The organism is Flagellimonas sp. HMM57, from assembly GCF_021390175.1.
Lineage (GTDB): Bacteria > Bacteroidota > Bacteroidia > Flavobacteriales > Flavobacteriaceae > Flagellimonas.
This window is the reverse complement of sequence record NZ_CP090004.1, coordinates 1,224,821-1,242,304: the sequence shown is the minus strand read 5'-3', so window position 1 is coordinate 1,242,304 and position 17,484 is coordinate 1,224,821. Positions and strand designations below refer to the sequence as shown.

Sequence of the window (17,484 nt, the reverse complement as noted above, 5' to 3'; positions counted from 1 at the left end):
TAGGAGTTATTTTTCAAATAGATTTTGTTTAATAAAAAAGTCAACAATCCAGATAATCAAATCTTTTTTCCGGTAGTATGAAATAAAAACTCACCGTTTTCATTTTTAAATGATTGCTACGCAGCATAACCCCATACTCGTTTACAACCTACTATAAAAATTACTAATGGTGAGTTTATCATACTATGTGAAATGTAATTCGATTAATACCAAATGAATCAATCTGACTTATTTGCTTAACCTTATCAACCTAGACTCAAAATTAAAGTGATAGCAACTAATAATAGGTGCCCATTTGATATAGTGCCCATATGAATTGACCGATGGGGCTTTTGAATTCATGGTTGAGAAAATAGCTGTTTTGAGTTTATGAAATTAACCTTCAAAATTTGTCTGCAACACTCCAAGAAGGGACAGAAGACAGTATTTTTACAATAGAAAAATAGAATCAGTTTAAACGCAATAGACCAATTGATCTTAGTGTACTATATTTTATGATTATCCTGTAGAAGACAGTTTTTGGGTGCGTGTTTGTATGGAGGGCAAGCTGTTAGTGCGTTTTCTATTGGTGGTATTTGAAAAATGACCCTTAAATTCTATAGCAGCTATATTGCTGAAATAACCTAAAGTTTCTTCGTAATCATTTATATTGATTCCTGCTTTTTTTAATCCTTTGAAAATTTCGGACTTGTCTGGTTTGGCCCCCCAATCCCCATAAATTCTTTTATCCCGAGATTTTATGATTAAAATCTTCAATTTATGCAGATGCCACGCTGGCACATAAAAGTTGGACACCCCATCTGCTAGGGATTTAAAAGTTACATAGACTTTCCCGGTATTTTTATAGACAAATGCAGAATAACCTAAAATGGCATTGTTCAAAGGCAGTTTAAGGCAAGTGTCATTGGATTCTAGATAAAAAAGAATAGGATTGTTATAAAGGACTTCCTCTGTAATTTGAGGTACATCTAACTTAAAAGACCATCCAGGAGATTGGTTTTTTAAATCAAATGATACTAATTCAACAGTACTTGAGGCCATAGCTACGGTGTTCTTCTTTTTATTGAAAGCCATCAACGATAAAGATTTTCGATAGAGATAAATCGGGTATCCTACAATTATGGCGGCACAGGTCAATGTCCATATAATGGTTAATAGATGCATAATGAAAAGGTATTAAATTAAAAATCTGGGAACTTTTAAAACTTTACACTAAGGAACAACTTTATGTAAGTTTTACAGGGGTGAAATATATGGATGGGCCTTCTTAATTGACGAATGAGGCCATATAGACAAAATGCAGATTTATCGGATGAAAGGAATTAAAAATCAAAACAGGCATTTTGTCTATGACCTTGCAATTAAAAACAGATAAAAAAGAAACTATAAATCTAAACCTCTGGTTTCGTCCAATTTTTGTAATTCACCAACCACGTTCATAACATCATAATCCACAATTTTTCTAGTACTATAGCTCCTCTTGATATTATTTACATATTTGTGAATTTCAAGAGTATAATAACTCTCCATATCAAACAGAGATTCGTTTATGGTTTCACAACTTACCGCAATGCTTTTTTTTCCATAAGCTCTTGCACTATATATTATTTTGTACTCAACGTTTTCCTTGTTCAACCATATTAGCGTAACCTCTATAAAGTTGTCCATGCGTTCTTTTAATTTATACGTTGCACGTTTGGGAATATTCCCCAGTTCATACTCTAGCTTGATTAAATCAAGAATCCATTTTTCAAGAAAGTCTTTTTTCATTTCGGTCAAATTTATTTTCTATTTGGGTTTGTTCTAATTCTGGTTCTTTTATGAACCAACTTTATTGATTTTATTTTTTGAGGATGATTTCTTCTCTTTTGATATAATCTCAACAGTATTTAAAATCATATCAAAAAAGACGTAATTAATAATTCAATTAACTTGGTTATTGGTCAAAACCGGGACTTGTAAATATGAAGAAAGGTTGAAAGCCTTCATGGGAAGAGGTTAAATTGGAAAATTATACAAATCGAGCAATTGAACGGGAGGTTTTGGTATATGGTACTTAAAGTGTCTAATTCATATTCAATATCTTTTTAAACCAGTTAATAGTATTTTTCCTTGCAATAATACTTTGTACGTTGTCATCAAAATCAAAACCGTGACCAACATTGGCATATACATTTAGTTCCACGTTGTTACTCTTTTTTTTGAGAAGATCAACCAAGCATAGACTATTTTCCGTGAGATATCCATTGGCAGGAAGTTGGTATAGTATAGGAGCATAGGAAACATATACATTACCTTCCAAACCATTGGTGCCACAAGCATGACTTCCCCAGTAATCAAAGCCGCCAGAACCGCCATAATAAAAGACACCACCAGCAAAACCACCATCAGTTGGAATTTTTGGAGGTGCTTTTACTCCAGAAGAGGTATTATACTCTTTACCATCAAACTTTTGTTTCCATACCCAATCGGATGGAGTAGCATTCGAATCATATAAGGTTGAAGCAACAGTAGTAGCGCCATCTGAAAAGCCAAGAATACCAATGTCTTTTGGCCTTACTATACTTCTGCCATCACCAAAGGTTAGACCTCTTAATAGTGATAACGTAGCATTTGCATCCCTTGGACGAACAAACTGCGAACTAATTTTGAAATTATCTGGGGCTGTGGTCCATTTTCCAATTCTTGTCGTTACCCCTCTTGTAGAATAACTGTCGACAAAAGCCCCGATGATACAGTTATCATCAAATATTTTTCGCCATTCATTATTTTGTCCAGACATTGCTTTGCTTTCTGGGTCATGATTTTTCCACATTCCGTCAGAGCCATGCATCACTACTACAGCAGGGTAATTTTGAATATCGCACCCTTCTGGAAAAGATAGATAAACAGGAATCCTAGTGTTGTCCACTATGGCATATAAGATTGTATCGGTAGTACCTGAAGATATAGAAATTTCACTTTGTTTTTGTGTTAAGCCAAATAAGCCATCGTCGTTTCCGTCTCCACAAGATGAATAGAAGAGGACAAGAAAAAATAAGATAAGTAGCTTTAAAGAACCGATTGCTTTTAGAATTGATTTCATTTTCATTAGTTTTTTAAGTTCAATATGTACATGTACAATTGGAGATGCCTTGAAAAAGATCTATCCCAACCGTAACGACATGCGTGCCACTGGAATAACCCAATATTTCGTTCATGATTACCTGATAAGAATATCCAAAGTAAAAATCCCCTTTTTTCAGTCCCATCATCGGTCCAACATAAAGGGGTTTTCCCAACTGATCATTTAAAAATCGATAAGTAATACCTGCATAGTAATAATTTATAAAGTCATACCATTTGAATTTGGTGTTCAGGTCCGTGACGGAACGTCCATCGTTCTCAAAATATTGTAAGAAAATAGATGGCTCTATTTCAAAGTCAGAACGCCTATTCTTTCTATGCTTATAACCAGAATAGAGTTGATAATTTCTTAAGACATTGGGTTCAAAAAGTTGGTTGAATTTTTGAAAATCCTTATTTAAAATATTGCCAATATTGAAGCTTGCATAAAAACCGCCATTTCTGTATAATGTTCCTATATCAAAATTGGGATTGCTCGATGATCTATCATCAGTTATTCCAAGATCATTGTTTGGGTCAAAGTTCTCAATGTCTATCCTAAATTGATTTAGATTAAAGGATAGCGCGAAAGAGAAATATTGATCTTCATATTTATCAATGGTCAAATGGTGCGCAAATGATATTTTTGCACCTCTTTGCTTTGTTTCGCCATTGGAATCATTATATAGCACAAAACCAACACCAGACCTATTTCCCAATCGAACATCAGCGGATAGGGACTGAGTATTTGGGGCATCTTCTATGCCAACCCATTGCGTAAGCCCAGCCATTCTTACCTTCACATAATTTCCAATGCCAGCATAGGCAGGAGACATAAGAAAAGGATTATCGGAGAGATATTGTGAAAGTTGTGGTACCGTAAGTTCCTGTCCTTTTAAAGGTAGAAAATTCAATAACACTATTAGACTTGCAATTTTAATTAAATTATATCTTAACATATTTTATCTGTAAAGGGTAAAGTTTCCAACAAACTCACGTCCAGTACCATCGTTCAACCGTATGGTATACCAATAGTCACCAGAAGGCATTAGATTAGATTCGTAGGTACCGTCCCAACCGTTGTTGGATTGCCCCATGATTTTTATTTTTCTACCATACCTGTCAAAAACGTAGGTTTCTATATTAGGTAGGCTTTCTATGTTTCTTGGTCCCCAGAAATCATTTTGTCCATCGTGGTTTGGGGTAAAGAAATTAGGAATTTCAATATCTACTAAATTCACAGATGTAGTATCAAACACCTCACAACCAAGACTGTCAACCACGCGGACTACGTAGTTTCCACTTTCCAGTACCGTGAACGTATTTTGGGAAGTTCCAGGATTGTCATTCAAGAAGTAAGTATATGGAGGTAGGCCACCAGATGCATTAATTTCAATTTCAGCTTCATTGTTCTTCACTACCACCATTTCCAACGAATCGATTTCATCAATCTCAAAGGGAACTGTACTTAAACAACCATCAGTGTGTAAAATAGCTGCGAAGTGCGTGCCCGGTGCCAAACCATTAAAGACTGGTCCCAGAACAAAGTCCTGCGGATTGGTGGAATCTATCGCATACAGTACCTCTGAAGAAATGCTTTGGTCTACCAAAAAGATTTCTGTACTGTTGGATGGAGCATTGCCGTTACAAAATTGATCAGTGTCTACAGTAGCACGTAGATCAGGTCCTGTGATTAAAATCTCAAATGACGATTCGGATGAACACCCATTGTTGGATGTTACGGACAGATTGTAATTTCCGGGTGCTAAATTATCTATCGTAAAACTATCTGTTTGAAGTATCATATCGGCACCTGAATTCAGTTGTACCGCATAGGGTGCATCTCCATTGGTAATTGTAACGTCCACTGAGCCATCTTCAGAGTCCAAACACAATGTGTTTTGAGTATTTAGACTTATTGATAAGTTGTTGATGATGACATCAAAGGAGTTCTCTGCTATACAGTTGGGAGATGTTCCGGTTTCATTGAAAACGTACAGCGTCATCGAACTGGTGATATTGTCTCCAGGACTGAAAGCATTTCCTCCACCGTTCGGCGCATCGAAGTAACTTCCATTGACCAGTGTTGGTAGTGTATATGAGTCGCATACCGTTACATTAGATGGGTTGTCAGCTAATGGGGTGTCGATGAAGTTGAGCACTATGGTATCCGATGCGTTGCATCCGTTGACTGCTGTGGCGGTCAGAGTGAGGGTCACGCTGCCTGCGGTCTCGTCGGCCTCGGACGGACTGTAGGTGGGATTTAGTGTCGTGTCGTTGTCGAAGGTCCCTGTTCCAGTGGTAATCCAGGTGAGCATTGCCCCGACAGAAGCTGTAGCTGTAGAGAGTTCGTAGGTAGATCCTTCGCAAATTTGATCGTCCTCGGGCCCTGCATCAGCCTCTGGTACTTGCAGCTGTGTTCCTGCGTCGAATGCGAATGGCGCTGAATCTTGTGTGCATCCGTCGGAGTTCTCCGCTGTGATGGTGTAGTTGACCCCGTCGTTGCCCCCTGTGATGTTCCCTCCTGCGCCCACGCTCAGCCCTGCCGGGTTGGAGGTATAGGTCAGGTTGGGGTCATAGTTGGTCACGGTGTTGGTGGCGTCCCCTGCGCAGTCCTCTGGCGTTACGTTGATGGTCGGTGCTAGCGGTACTTGCAGCTGTGTTCCTGCGTCGAATGCGAATGGCGCTGAATCTTGTGTGCATCCGTCGGAGTTCTCCGCTGTGATGGTGTAGTTGACCCCGTCGTTGCCCCCTGTGATGTTCCCTCCTGCGCCCACGCTCAGCCCTGCCGGGTTGGAGGTATAGGTCAGGTTGGGGTCATAGTTGGTCACGGTGTTGGTGGCGTCCCCTGCGCAGTCCTCTGGCGTTACGTTGATGGTCGGTGCTAGCGGTACTTGCAGCTGTGTTCCTGCGTCGAATGCGAATGGCGCTGAATCTTGTGTGCATCCGTCGGAGTTCTCCGCTGTGATGGTGTAGTTGACCCCGTCGTTGCCCCCTGTGATGTTCCCTCCTGCGCCCACGCTCAGCCCTGCCGGGTTGGAGGTATAGGTCAGGTTGGGGTCATAGTTGGTCACGGTGTTGGTGGCGTCCCCTGCGCAGTCCTCTGGCGTTACGTTGATGGTCGGTGCTAGCGGTACTTGCAGCTGTGTTCCTGCGTCGAATGCGAATGGCGCTGAATCTTGTGTGCATCCGTCGGAGTTCTCCGCTGTGATGGTGTAGTTGACCCCGTCGTTGCCCCCTGTGATGTTCCCTCCTGCGCCCACGCTCAGCCCTGCCGGGTTGGAGGTATAGGTCAGGTTGGGGTCATAGTTGGTCACGGTGTTGGTGGCGTCCCCTGCGCAGTCCTCTGGCGTTACGTTGATGGTCGGTGCTAGCGGTACTTGCAGCTGTGTTCCTGCGTCGAATGCGAATGGCGCTGAATCTTGTGTGCATCCGTCGGAGTTCTCCGCTGTGATGGTGTAGTTGACCCCGTCGTTGCCCCCTGTGATGTTCCCTCCTGCGCCCACGCTCAGCCCTGCCGGGTTGGAGGTATAGGTCAGGTTGGGGTCATAGTTGGTCACGGTGTTGGTGGCGTCCCCTGCGCAGTCCTCTGGCGTTACGTTGATGGTCGGTGCTAGCGGTACTTGCAGCTGTGTTCCTGCGTCGAATGCGAATGGCGCTGAATCTTGTGTGCATCCGTCGGAGTTCTCCGCTGTGATGGTGTAGTTGACCCCGTCGTTGCCCCCTGTGATGTTCCCTCCTGCGCCCACGCTCAGCCCTGCCGGGTTGGAGGTATAGGTCAGGTTGGGGTCATAGTTGGTCACGGTGTTGGTGGCGTCCCCTGCGCAGTCCTCTGGCGTTACGTTGATGGTCGGTGCTAGCGGTACTTGCAGCTGTGTTCCTGCGTCGAATGCGAATGGCGCTGAATCTTGTGTGCATCCGTCGGAGTTCTCCGCTGTGATGGTGTAGTTGACCCCGTCGTTGCCCCCTGTGATGTTCCCTCCTGCGCCCACGCTCAGCCCTGCCGGGTTGGAGGTATAGGTCAGGTTGGGGTCATAGTTGGTCACGGTGTTGGTGGCGTCCCCTGCGCAGTCCTCTGGCGTTACGTTGATGGTCGGTGCTAGCGGTACTTGCAGCTGTGTTCCTGCGTCGAATGCGAATGGCGCTGAATCTTGTGTGCATCCGTCGGAGTTCTCCGCTGTGATGGTGTAGTTGACCCCGTCGTTGCCCCCTGTGATGTTCCCTCCTGCGCCCACGCTCAGCCCTGCCGGGTTGGAGGTATAGGTCAGGTTGGGGTCATAGTTGGTCACGGTGTTGGTGGCGTCCCCTGCGCAGTCCTCTGGCGTTACGTTGATGGTCGGTGCTAGCGGTACTTGCAGCTGTGTTCCTGCGTCGAATGCGAATGGCGCTGAATCTTGTGTGCATCCGTCGGAGTTCTCCGCTGTGATGGTGTAGTTGACCCCGTCGTTGCCCCCTGTGATGTTCCCTCCTGCGCCCACGCTCAGCCCTGCCGGGTTGGAGGTATAGGTCAGGTTGGGGTCATAGTTGGTCACGGTGTTGGTGGCGTCCCCTGCGCAGTCCTCTGGCGTTACGTTGATGGTCGGTGCTAGCGGTACTTGCAGCTGTGTTCCTGCGTCGAATGCGAATGGCGCTGAATCTTGTGTGCATCCGTCGGAGTTCTCCGCTGTGATGGTGTAGTTGACCCCGTCGTTGCCCCCTGTGATGTTCCCTCCTGCGCCCACGCTCAGCCCTGCCGGGTTGGAGGTATAGGTCAGGTTGGGGTCATAGTTGGTCACGGTGTTGGTGGCGTCCCCTGCGCAGTCCTCTGGCGTTACGTTGATGGTCGGTGCTAGCGGTACTTGCAGCTGTGTTCCTGCGTCGAATGCGAATGGCGCTGAATCTTGTGTGCATCCGTCGGAGTTCTCCGCTGTGATGGTGTAGTTGACCCCGTCGTTGCCCCCTGTGATGTTCCCTCCTGCGCCCACGCTCAGCCCTGCCGGGTTGGAGGTATAGGTCAGGTTGGGGTCATAGTTGGTCACGGTGTTGGTGGCGTCCCCTGCGCAGTCCTCTGGCGTTACGTTGATGGTCGGTGCTAGCGGTACTTGCAGCTGTGTTCCTGCGTCGAATGCGAATGGCGCTGAATCTTGTGTGCATCCGTCGGAGTTCTCCGCTGTGATGGTGTAGTTGACCCCGTCGTTGCCCCCTGTGATGTTCCCTCCTGCGCCCACGCTCAGCCCTGCCGGGTTGGAGGTATAGGTCAGGTTGGGGTCATAGTTGGTCACGGTGTTGGTGGCGTCCCCTGCGCAGTCCTCTGGCGTTACGTTGATGGTCGGTGCTAGCGGTACTTGCAGCTGTGTTCCTGCGTCGAATGCGAATGGCGCTGAATCTTGTGTGCATCCGTCGGAGTTCTCCGCTGTGATGGTGTAGTTGACCCCGTCGTTGCCCCCTGTGATGTTCCCTCCTGCGCCCACGCTCAGCCCTGCCGGGTTGGAGGTATAGGTCAGGTTGGGGTCATAGTTGGTCACGGTGTTGGTGGCGTCCCCTGCGCAGTCCTCTGGCGTTACGTTGATGGTCGGTGCTAGCGGTACTTGCAGCTGTGTTCCTGCGTCGAATGCGAATGGCGCTGAATCTTGTGTGCATCCGTCGGAGTTCTCCGCTGTGATGGTGTAGTTGACCCCGTCGTTGCCCCCTGTGATGTTCCCTCCTGCGCCCACGCTCAGCCCTGCCGGGTTGGAGGTATAGGTCAGGTTGGGGTCATAGTTGGTCACGGTGTTGGTGGCGTCCCCTGCGCAGTCCTCTGGCGTTACGTTGATGGTCGGTGCTAGCGGTACTTGCAGCTGTGTTCCTGCGTCGAATGCGAATGGCGCTGAATCTTGTGTGCATCCGTCGGAGTTCTCCGCTGTGATGGTGTAGTTGACCCCGTCGTTGCCCCCTGTGATGTTCCCTCCTGCGCCCACGCTCAGCCCTGCCGGGTTGGAGGTATAGGTCAGGTTGGGGTCATAGTTGGTCACGGTGTTGGTGGCGTCCCCTGCGCAGTCCTCTGGCGTTACGTTGATGGTCGGTGCTAGCGGTACTTGCAGCTGTGTTCCTGCGTCGAATGCGAATGGCGCTGAATCTTGTGTGCATCCGTCGGAGTTCTCCGCTGTGATGGTGTAGTTGACCCCGTCGTTGCCCCCTGTGATGTTCCCTCCTGCGCCCACGCTCAGCCCTGCCGGGTTGGAGGTATAGGTCAGGTTGGGGTCATAGTTGGTCACGGTGTTGGTGGCGTCCCCTGCGCAGTCCTCTGGCGTTACGTTGATGGTCGGTGCTAGCGGTACTTGCAGCTGTGTTCCTGCGTCGAATGCGAATGGCGCTGAATCTTGTGTGCATCCGTCGGAGTTCTCCGCTGTGATGGTGTAGTTGACCCCGTCGTTGCCCCCTGTGATGTTCCCTCCTGCGCCCACGCTCAGCCCTGCCGGGTTGGAGGTATAGGTCAGGTTGGGGTCATAGTTGGTCACGGTGTTGGTGGCGTCCCCTGCGCAGTCCTCTGGCGTTACGTTGATGGTCGGTGCTAGCGGTACTTGCAGCTGTGTTCCTGCGTCGAATGCGAATGGCGCTGAATCTTGTGTGCATCCGTCGGAGTTCTCCGCTGTGATGGTGTAGTTGACCCCGTCGTTGCCCCCTGTGATGTTCCCTCCTGCGCCCACGCTCAGCCCTGCCGGGTTGGAGGTATAGGTCAGGTTGGGGTCATAGTTGGTCACGGTGTTGGTGGCGTCCCCTGCGCAGTCCTCTGGCGTTACGTTGATGGTCGGTGCTAGCGGTACTTGCAGCTGTGTTCCTGCGTCGAATGCGAATGGCGCTGAATCTTGTGTGCATCCGTCGGAGTTCTCCGCTGTGATGGTGTAGTTGACCCCGTCGTTGCCCCCTGTGATGTTCCCTCCTGCGCCCACGCTCAGCCCTGCCGGGTTGGAGGTATAGGTCAGGTTGGGGTCATAGTTGGTCACGGTGTTGGTGGCGTCCCCTGCGCAGTCCTCTGGCGTTACGTTGATGGTCGGTGCTAGCGGTACTTGCAGCTGTGTTCCTGCGTCGAATGCGAATGGCGCTGAATCTTGTGTGCATCCGTCGGAGTTCTCCGCTGTGATGGTGTAGTTGACCCCGTCGTTGCCCCCTGTGATGTTCCCTCCTGCGCCCACGCTCAGCCCTGCCGGGTTGGAGGTATAGGTCAGGTTGGGGTCATAGTTGGTCACGGTGTTGGTGGCGTCCCCTGCGCAGTCCTCTGGCGTTACGTTGATGGTCGGTGCTAGCGGTACTTGCAGCTGTGTTCCTGCGTCGAATGCGAATGGCGCTGAATCTTGTGTGCATCCGTCGGAGTTCTCCGCTGTGATGGTGTAGTTGACCCCGTCGTTGCCCCCTGTGATGTTCCCTCCTGCGCCCACGCTCAGCCCTGCCGGGTTGGAGGTATAGGTCAGGTTGGGGTCATAGTTGGTCACGGTGTTGGTGGCGTCCCCTGCGCAGTCCTCTGGCGTTACGTTGATGGTCGGTGCTAGCGGTACTTGCAGCTGTGTTCCTGCGTCGAATGCGAATGGCGCTGAATCTTGTGTGCATCCGTCGGAGTTCTCCGCTGTGATGGTGTAGTTGACCCCGTCGTTGCCCCCTGTGATGTTCCCTCCTGCGCCCACGCTCAGCCCTGCCGGGTTGGAGGTATAGGTCAGGTTGGGGTCATAGTTGGTCACGGTGTTGGTGGCGTCCCCTGCGCAGTCCTCTGGCGTTACGTTGATGGTCGGTGCTAGCGGTACTTGCAGCTGTGTTCCTGCGTCGAATGCGAATGGCGCTGAATCTTGTGTGCATCCGTCGGAGTTCTCCGCTGTGATGGTGTAGTTGACCCCGTCGTTGCCCCCTGTGATGTTCCCTCCTGCGCCCACGCTCAGCCCTGCCGGGTTGGAGGTATAGGTCAGGTTGGGGTCATAGTTGGTCACGGTGTTGGTGGCGTCCCCTGCGCAGTCCTCTGGCGTTACGTTGATGGTCGGTGCTAGCGGTACTTGCAGCTGTGTTCCTGCGTCGAATGCGAATGGCGCTGAATCTTGTGTGCATCCGTCGGAGTTCTCCGCTGTGATGGTGTAGTTGACCCCGTCGTTGCCCCCTGTGATGTTCCCTCCTGCGCCCACGCTCAGCCCTGCCGGGTTGGAGGTATAGGTCAGGTTGGGGTCATAGTTGGTCACGGTGTTGGTGGCGTCCCCTGCGCAGTCCTCTGGCGTTACGTTGATGGTCGGTGCTAGCGGTACTTGCAGCTGTGTTCCTGCGTCGAATGCGAATGGCGCTGAATCTTGTGTGCATCCGTCGGAGTTCTCCGCTGTGATGGTGTAGTTGACCCCGTCGTTGCCCCCTGTGATGTTCCCTCCTGCGCCCACGCTCAGCCCTGCCGGGTTGGAGGTATAGGTCAGGTTGGGGTCATAGTTGGTCACGGTGTTGGTGGCGTCCCCTGCGCAGTCCTCTGGCGTTACGTTGATGGTCGGTGCTAGCGGTACTTGCAGCTGTGTTCCTGCGTCGAATGCGAATGGCGCTGAATCTTGTGTGCATCCGTCGGAGTTCTCCGCTGTGATGGTGTAGTTGACCCCGTCGTTGCCCCCTGTGATGTTCCCTCCTGCGCCCACGCTCAGCCCTGCCGGGTTGGAGGTATAGGTCAGGTTGGGGTCATAGTTGGTCACGGTGTTGGTGGCGTCCCCTGCGCAGTCCTCTGGCGTTACGTTGATGGTCGGTGCTAGCGGTACTTGCAGCTGTGTTCCTGCGTCGAATGCGAATGGCGCTGAATCTTGTGTGCATCCGTCGGAGTTCTCCGCTGTGATGGTGTAGTTGACCCCGTCGTTGCCCCCTGTGATGTTCCCTCCTGCGCCCACGCTCAGCCCTGCCGGGTTGGAGGTATAGGTCAGGTTGGGGTCATAGTTGGTCACGGTGTTGGTGGCGTCCCCTGCGCAGTCCTCTGGCGTTACGTTGATGGTCGGTGCTAGCGGTACTTGCAGCTGTGTTCCTGCGTCGAATGCGAATGGCGCTGAATCTTGTGTGCATCCGTCGGAGTTCTCCGCTGTGATGGTGTAGTTGACCCCGTCGTTGCCCCCTGTGATGTTCCCTCCTGCGCCCACGCTCAGCCCTGCCGGGTTGGAGGTATAGGTCAGGTTGGGGTCATAGTTGGTCACGGTGTTGGTGGCGTCCCCTGCGCAGTCCTCTGGCGTTACGTTGATGGTCGGTGCTAGCGGTACTTGCAGTTCTGTTACGGTTACCTGTGCTGTTGCGTCGGTGGTGCAGGGTGCTGTTGCGTTGACGGTGTAGGTGTATACCCCGGCCCCTGCAGGTGCTGGGTTCCATGACCCCCCGATATCTGGCGTCCCCCCGAGCTGTGCGAATAGCTGAGCTGCGCTCACGGTATCGCCCTCGCATATGGCCATGTTGGCGTCGGTCCCTGCATCGGGCCGTTGCTGTTCGGTTACGGTGACCTGTGCGGTCGCATCTGTGGTGCATGGCGCGATTGCGTTGACGGTATAGGTGTAGACCCCTGGCCCTGCGGGTGCCGGATTCCAGCTTCCCCCTGCGTCGGGCGTTCCGCCGAGCTGTGCGAATAGCTGAGCTGCCGTTACGGTACCGCCCTCGCATATGGCCATGTTGGCGTCGGTCCCTGCGTCGGGCTGTTCGGTTACGGTCAAGTCCATCGCATCGATATTGTCAGGGCATATGCCGGAACTGCTTGCGGTGAGGGTCAGGGTCACCGTCGTTCCGACATCGGATGCATCGGGTACGTACTCCGCGTTCACGACGGTGGCGTCGGTGAAATTTCCGTTCCCGTTGTGGGTCCAGAGCAGGCTGTCGAAACCTGATGCCGAAGCACCTGCAACTGTATATGGCATGGCATCGCATATCGCGTCGTCCGCCCCGGCATCGACTATGGGCTGTTGGTCATTTGTTATCACAACCTCATCGAAGGATTCGGTACAGGATCCGTTGGCGATGGTCCACCTGAGCGTTGCGGAACTCCCTGCGGGAAGTCCGTTGACACCGCTGGTCGGGTCGTTGGCACTGACTATGGTTAGCGCAGGGCCCGCTGTCTGCGTCCATGTACCGGTGCCCACTGCCGGTGAGTTGGCCGCCATGGTGAAGTCGGGCGTGCCGCACTGTGGGATGTCCGGGCCGGCATCTGCGTTCGTGGGCTCTTCGAAGAAGTTGACAGTTATCTCGTCGAACCCTGAGCACGATCCGTTCGCATCGGTCCACCGGAAGGTATAGCTTCCGTATGCGTCCACTGTTATATCGGTGGTCTCGTCGTTGGGGTCTGCGAACGTCGCGGTGCCCACAAGGGGCGTCTGGTTCGTCCATGTGCCCGTTCCTATCGCCACAAGGGCGTTGGTTGGGAAGGCGTTTGCGATATCGCAGACATCTCCCCCCGTGCCCGCATCCGGGGTGGGGTCCCCTGGATCGGTGAGGGTGGTGTCGGGGTCATCGGTGGAAGTACATCCGTTGACGGTTATTCGAATGTTGTCGTATATTCCTTGCGGTGCGCCAATGGTGGCCTCTCCCGCCGAAACAGAAACCCCGATAAAGGTCCCGGCATCATATACGATATCATAGTTTCCATCGGGAACGTTCGAAAATGTAAGTTCTATCGTACCATTTCCCCCACAAGCCAAAGGATCCGAAGAGGAGACCATAACGATTTGTGGAATCGTACCTATGTTCAGGTCCATCGCATCGATATCGTCAGGGCACACGCCGGAACTGCTTGAGGTGAGGGTCAGGGTTACCGTCGTTCCGACATCGGACGCATCGGGCACGTACTCCGCGTTCATGACGGTGGCGTCGGTGAAGTTACCGTTCCCGTTGTGGGTCCAGAGCAGGCTATCGAAACCTGATGCCGAAGCACCTGTAACGGTATAGTTCACTGCACCGCATATCGCGTCGTCCGCCCCGGCATCGGCATCGGGCCGTTGCTGTTCGGTTACGGTCACCTGAGCTGTTGCGTCGGTGGTGCATGGTGCCGTTGCGCCGACGGTATAGGTGTAGGTCCCGGCCCCTGCGGGTGCCGGGCTCCAGCTTCCGCCTACGTCCGGTGTTCCCCCGAGCTGTACGAAAAGGTCCGCAGCGGTCAGGGTATCGCCCTCACATATGGTGAGGCTTCCGTCGGTCCCTGCGTCGGGCCGTTGCTGTTCGTTTACGGTCACCTGAGCCGTTGCATCTGTGGTGCACGGCGCGATTGCGGTGACGGTATAGGTGTAGATCCCTGCCCCTACGGGTGCGGGGCTCCAGCTTCCCCCGGCATCGGGTGTTCCCCCGAGCTGGGCGAAAAGGTCCGCAGCGGTTAGGATGTCCCCCTCACATATGGTCATGTTGGCGTCGGTCCCTGCGTCGGGCCGTTGCTGTTCGTTTACGGTCACCTGAGCCGTTGCATCTGTGGTGCACGGCGCGATTGCGGTGACGGTATAGGTGTATAATCCTGCCCCTGCGGGTGCCGGGTTCCAGCTTCCGCCTACGTCCGGTGTTCCGCCGAGCTGAGCGAAGAGGTCCGCAGCGGTTAGGATGTCCCCCTCACATATGGTGAGGCTTCCGTCGGTCCCTGCATCGGGCCGTTGCTGTTCGTTTACGGTCACCTGAGCCGTTGCATCTGTGGTGCATGGCGCGATTGCGGTGACGGTATAGGTGTAGACCCCTGGCCCTGCGGGTGCCGGATTCCAGCTCCCCCCTGCGTCGGGCGTTCCGCCGAGCTGAGCGAAGAGGTCCGCATCGCTCACGGTATCGCCCTCACATATGGCCATGTTGGCGTCGGTCCCTGCATCGGGCCGTTGCTGTTCGTTTACGGTCACCTGAGCCGTTGCATCTGTGGTGCACGGCGCGATTGCGGTGACGGTATAGGTGTAGGTCCCGGCCCCTGCGGGTGCCGGGCTCCAGCTTCCCCCTGCATCGGGCGTTCCGCCGAGCTGGGCGAAAAGGTCCGCAGCGGTTAGGATGTCCCCCTCACATATGGTCATGTTGGCGTCGGTCCCTGCATCGGGAGAGGGGTAAATATTAATAGTCTGTACTACATCTACAAAATTGCCAGAGGTGTCAGTTATTCTATAGGTACGAGTGATAATTTCAGGATTGAATCCACCATCTGACACATCGCTGATGTGGACCACGGTGTCCACAGAACAATTATCGTCTTCATCGTCGACAACGGACGGGTCTGGAGCTGGTGCTGTACCACAAACATCTATGGGGTTTGGATTACTTGCCGTTGGGTCGGTAAAGTCCCCAAAACCAATGGAGAACACGTCCAAATGTTCTAAATCAACATTATCAAAAAAAGCATCGGTACCTACTATAGCTGTTGCCGTTACATAATCAATAATGCCAGTCGTGAAATTCCCATCTCCATCTCGATCTATCATGAGTTGGATACCACAGGCATCATTGGTTAAGATATCCGAACCTGAAAGGTCTACCCGAACGCTCACCCCTGAAATTGGCAAGACCCCCGGAGAAACTGTTTTTTGAATTTTCCATTCTCGGGAAATTCTTAAAGTAATGTCACCTGAAGCAGGTAGCTCTACGTTAGTTGAATTTAAACTTGCACGATCGTTGGCCCATATCAAATAGTTATGAAGGTATGAGTGCAACGAAGTGCCGGAAAAGGTATTGTGAATTTCGGGTCTACTTAGGTCTAAGTTGTCACCTGAGAAATTTGGGTCTGTAGACATAGTGACCAAGGCATTGTCATTTACGCTTTTAGCAATACGTTGATGTAGGTTATATCGTAAATCTGGGTAAACACCAGTGTTATCCCGGTATCTATCCCTGGCCAATCCTGCTATGTCAAACCGGTATACAGGATCTATAGCGGGATCCCAGATTACGGTTCCATCTGCAGCGAGGTATTGGTATCCTTGATTCCCAAAGGTGCTTCCCAATGAAGTTGTATTGAGGGTAATGCCATATTTTATGGCCAAATAGCTTTCTGCACGTTGTACGGAGTTAACATCGAGTGCTCCATCCGCGATCAAAACTTCTGCTATGCTGCCTGTTAGATTACTATCGGAATCGCCACCGCCACTATTAAAGTGTTTTCCAAGGCGGCTGAATAAATAGAGGTCATTTTCTGCAAGGCTATGATTTCGTATTTCTAAGATATCCTGTAGCCCATTTACCCTTGTTGCCAGAACTTCTTGTTGGCTTCCAATGGGTTCCACAACATCTCTAATGAACACACCAACGGTTGGACGATCGATAAGATCTATGCCGCCACTTTGAAAAAAGGAACCCCCGTTCCAGGTCCTGCCCACTGAAAATCGATTCCCATTTGAAACTCCCAGTGAAAGATTGGTGGTAGAACTATGATAGGCCTCTATATCCCCTCCATAGAGCAGCCTTTGGGTCTTTGCGGTATTCCCCGAACCCTGGGCCTTGAAGACAATAAAAACAGTTATCTCTTCTCTGGAGACAGGGCGCGTATGTAAGGCTTCGCCGTTACCGCTTCCATCAAATTCGAGAGCGGGATTAAAATTCATACTATTTCTTCGCAAAGTAGGTATGCCAGGCACCGAACCGGCGGGATGTAGATAAGTAGGAAGCCCAAAGGAATGTTCAAAGCCGGGATTAACGGGCGCATTCCAGGGATTGGGATAATGTGAAGGGTCCGCAGGATGTTGTACCGCATTTTGATTAGAACTGAGTCCACCATCAACGAAATCGTACCAAGTGGTTACGGGAGTTCCATCAACCGGGGCATATGGGGTGTATTGATAGAATTGGCCAGGGGGCAATGGGGCCGTGTTAACGGCCCTATCCGCAGTGTACCAGGTATCTACTTCAATCTGTGCAAATGCTGTTTGTCCTATGAGGACAGACAACATAATAAGTACGGATTGGTGAAACCGGGTAAATTCTTTGACTGAAAAAGATTTTTCAGTTTTTGGTCTATTGGGCAAAAAATGTAAAGATCTAATCATATCGGTCAAGTTTATTGTGATTTCTTGGAGGTTAGGGGCAAGAAATAGATTTGGTATAATAAAGTAAAGGATAAGTTGTTGAACCCAAGTTCATTGATCAACGAACAGCCTGTTTCAATTGATGGATGGGGTAAATGAATTCATGGTTGTACAATTTCAATTCATTTGATTCTATGGATACTTAGTATTATTAACAGTATTATTCTTCTAAAGCAAGGCGTATTTAATATAATTGTAATAAAAACCACCAAGAAAATATCTTGGTGGTCAAACCATCGCATCGCATTAAGAATTTAAGAGAACACCAAACATTTCTATCCTTAATGAATCGTTAGATATGAATTGGATGGTTATTTAAATATACTTGTAGGGAGATGTTTTCAATTTTAGTTTATCCATTACGACCAAGGAATTTTAAAAACTCCTTGGCGTAATGGAAACCTCAACTAAACTA

General features: G+C 50.4%; 5 protein-coding genes. All 5 read right to left on the bottom strand.

The features are described from left to right. Window positions 1-498 precede the first annotated feature (498 nt). The 5 genes from LV716_RS05500 to LV716_RS05480 all read right to left on the bottom strand — a co-directional run bounded on the left by LV716_RS05500 (window position 499) and on the right by LV716_RS05480 (window position 17,030). Entirely contained in the window at window positions 499-1,164 is a 666-nt protein-coding gene (locus tag LV716_RS05500; protein WP_163416755.1) for a hypothetical protein, read from the bottom strand. Between the two features lie 219 nt (window positions 1,165-1,383). Then, window positions 1,384-1,770 (bottom strand): hypothetical protein, encoded by a 387-nt coding sequence (locus LV716_RS05495; protein WP_163416754.1) that lies wholly within the window; start codon window positions 1,768-1,770, stop codon window positions 1,384-1,386. Between the two features lie 295 nt (window positions 1,771-2,065). Beyond that, on the bottom strand, window positions 2,066-3,085 hold the full coding sequence (locus LV716_RS05490; RefSeq protein ID WP_163416753.1) for a hypothetical protein: 1,020 nt from the start codon (window positions 3,083-3,085) through the stop codon (window positions 2,066-2,068). A 19-nt stretch (window positions 3,086-3,104) separates the two neighbouring features. Further along, window positions 3,105-4,064 (bottom strand): type IX secretion system membrane protein PorP/SprF, encoded by a 960-nt coding sequence (locus LV716_RS05485; RefSeq protein WP_163416752.1) that lies wholly within the window; start codon window positions 4,062-4,064, stop codon window positions 3,105-3,107. A 3-nt stretch (window positions 4,065-4,067) separates the two neighbouring features. After that, window positions 4,068-17,030: a T9SS type B sorting domain-containing protein gene (locus tag LV716_RS05480; RefSeq protein WP_233759237.1), complete on the bottom strand. Its 12,963-nt coding sequence runs from the start codon at window positions 17,028-17,030 to the stop codon at window positions 4,068-4,070. Between the last annotated feature and the right edge of the window lie 454 nt (window positions 17,031-17,484).

Coding starts and splice junctions, on each gene's coding strand:
- LV716_RS05495 (WP_163416754.1), bottom strand. CDS start 1,770: ATGAAAAAAGACTTTCTTGAAAAATGGATTCTTGATTTAATCAAGCTA.
- LV716_RS05490 (WP_163416753.1), bottom strand. CDS start 3,085: ATGAAATCAATTCTAAAAGCAATCGGTTCTTTAAAGCTACTTATCTTA.
- LV716_RS05485 (WP_163416752.1), bottom strand. CDS start 4,064: ATGTTAAGATATAATTTAATTAAAATTGCAAGTCTAATAGTGTTATTG.
- LV716_RS05480 (WP_233759237.1), bottom strand. CDS start 17,030: ATGATTAGATCTTTACATTTTTTGCCCAATAGACCAAAAACTGAAAAA.
- LV716_RS05500 (WP_163416755.1), bottom strand. CDS start 1,164: ATGCATCTATTAACCATTATATGGACATTGACCTGTGCCGCCATAATT.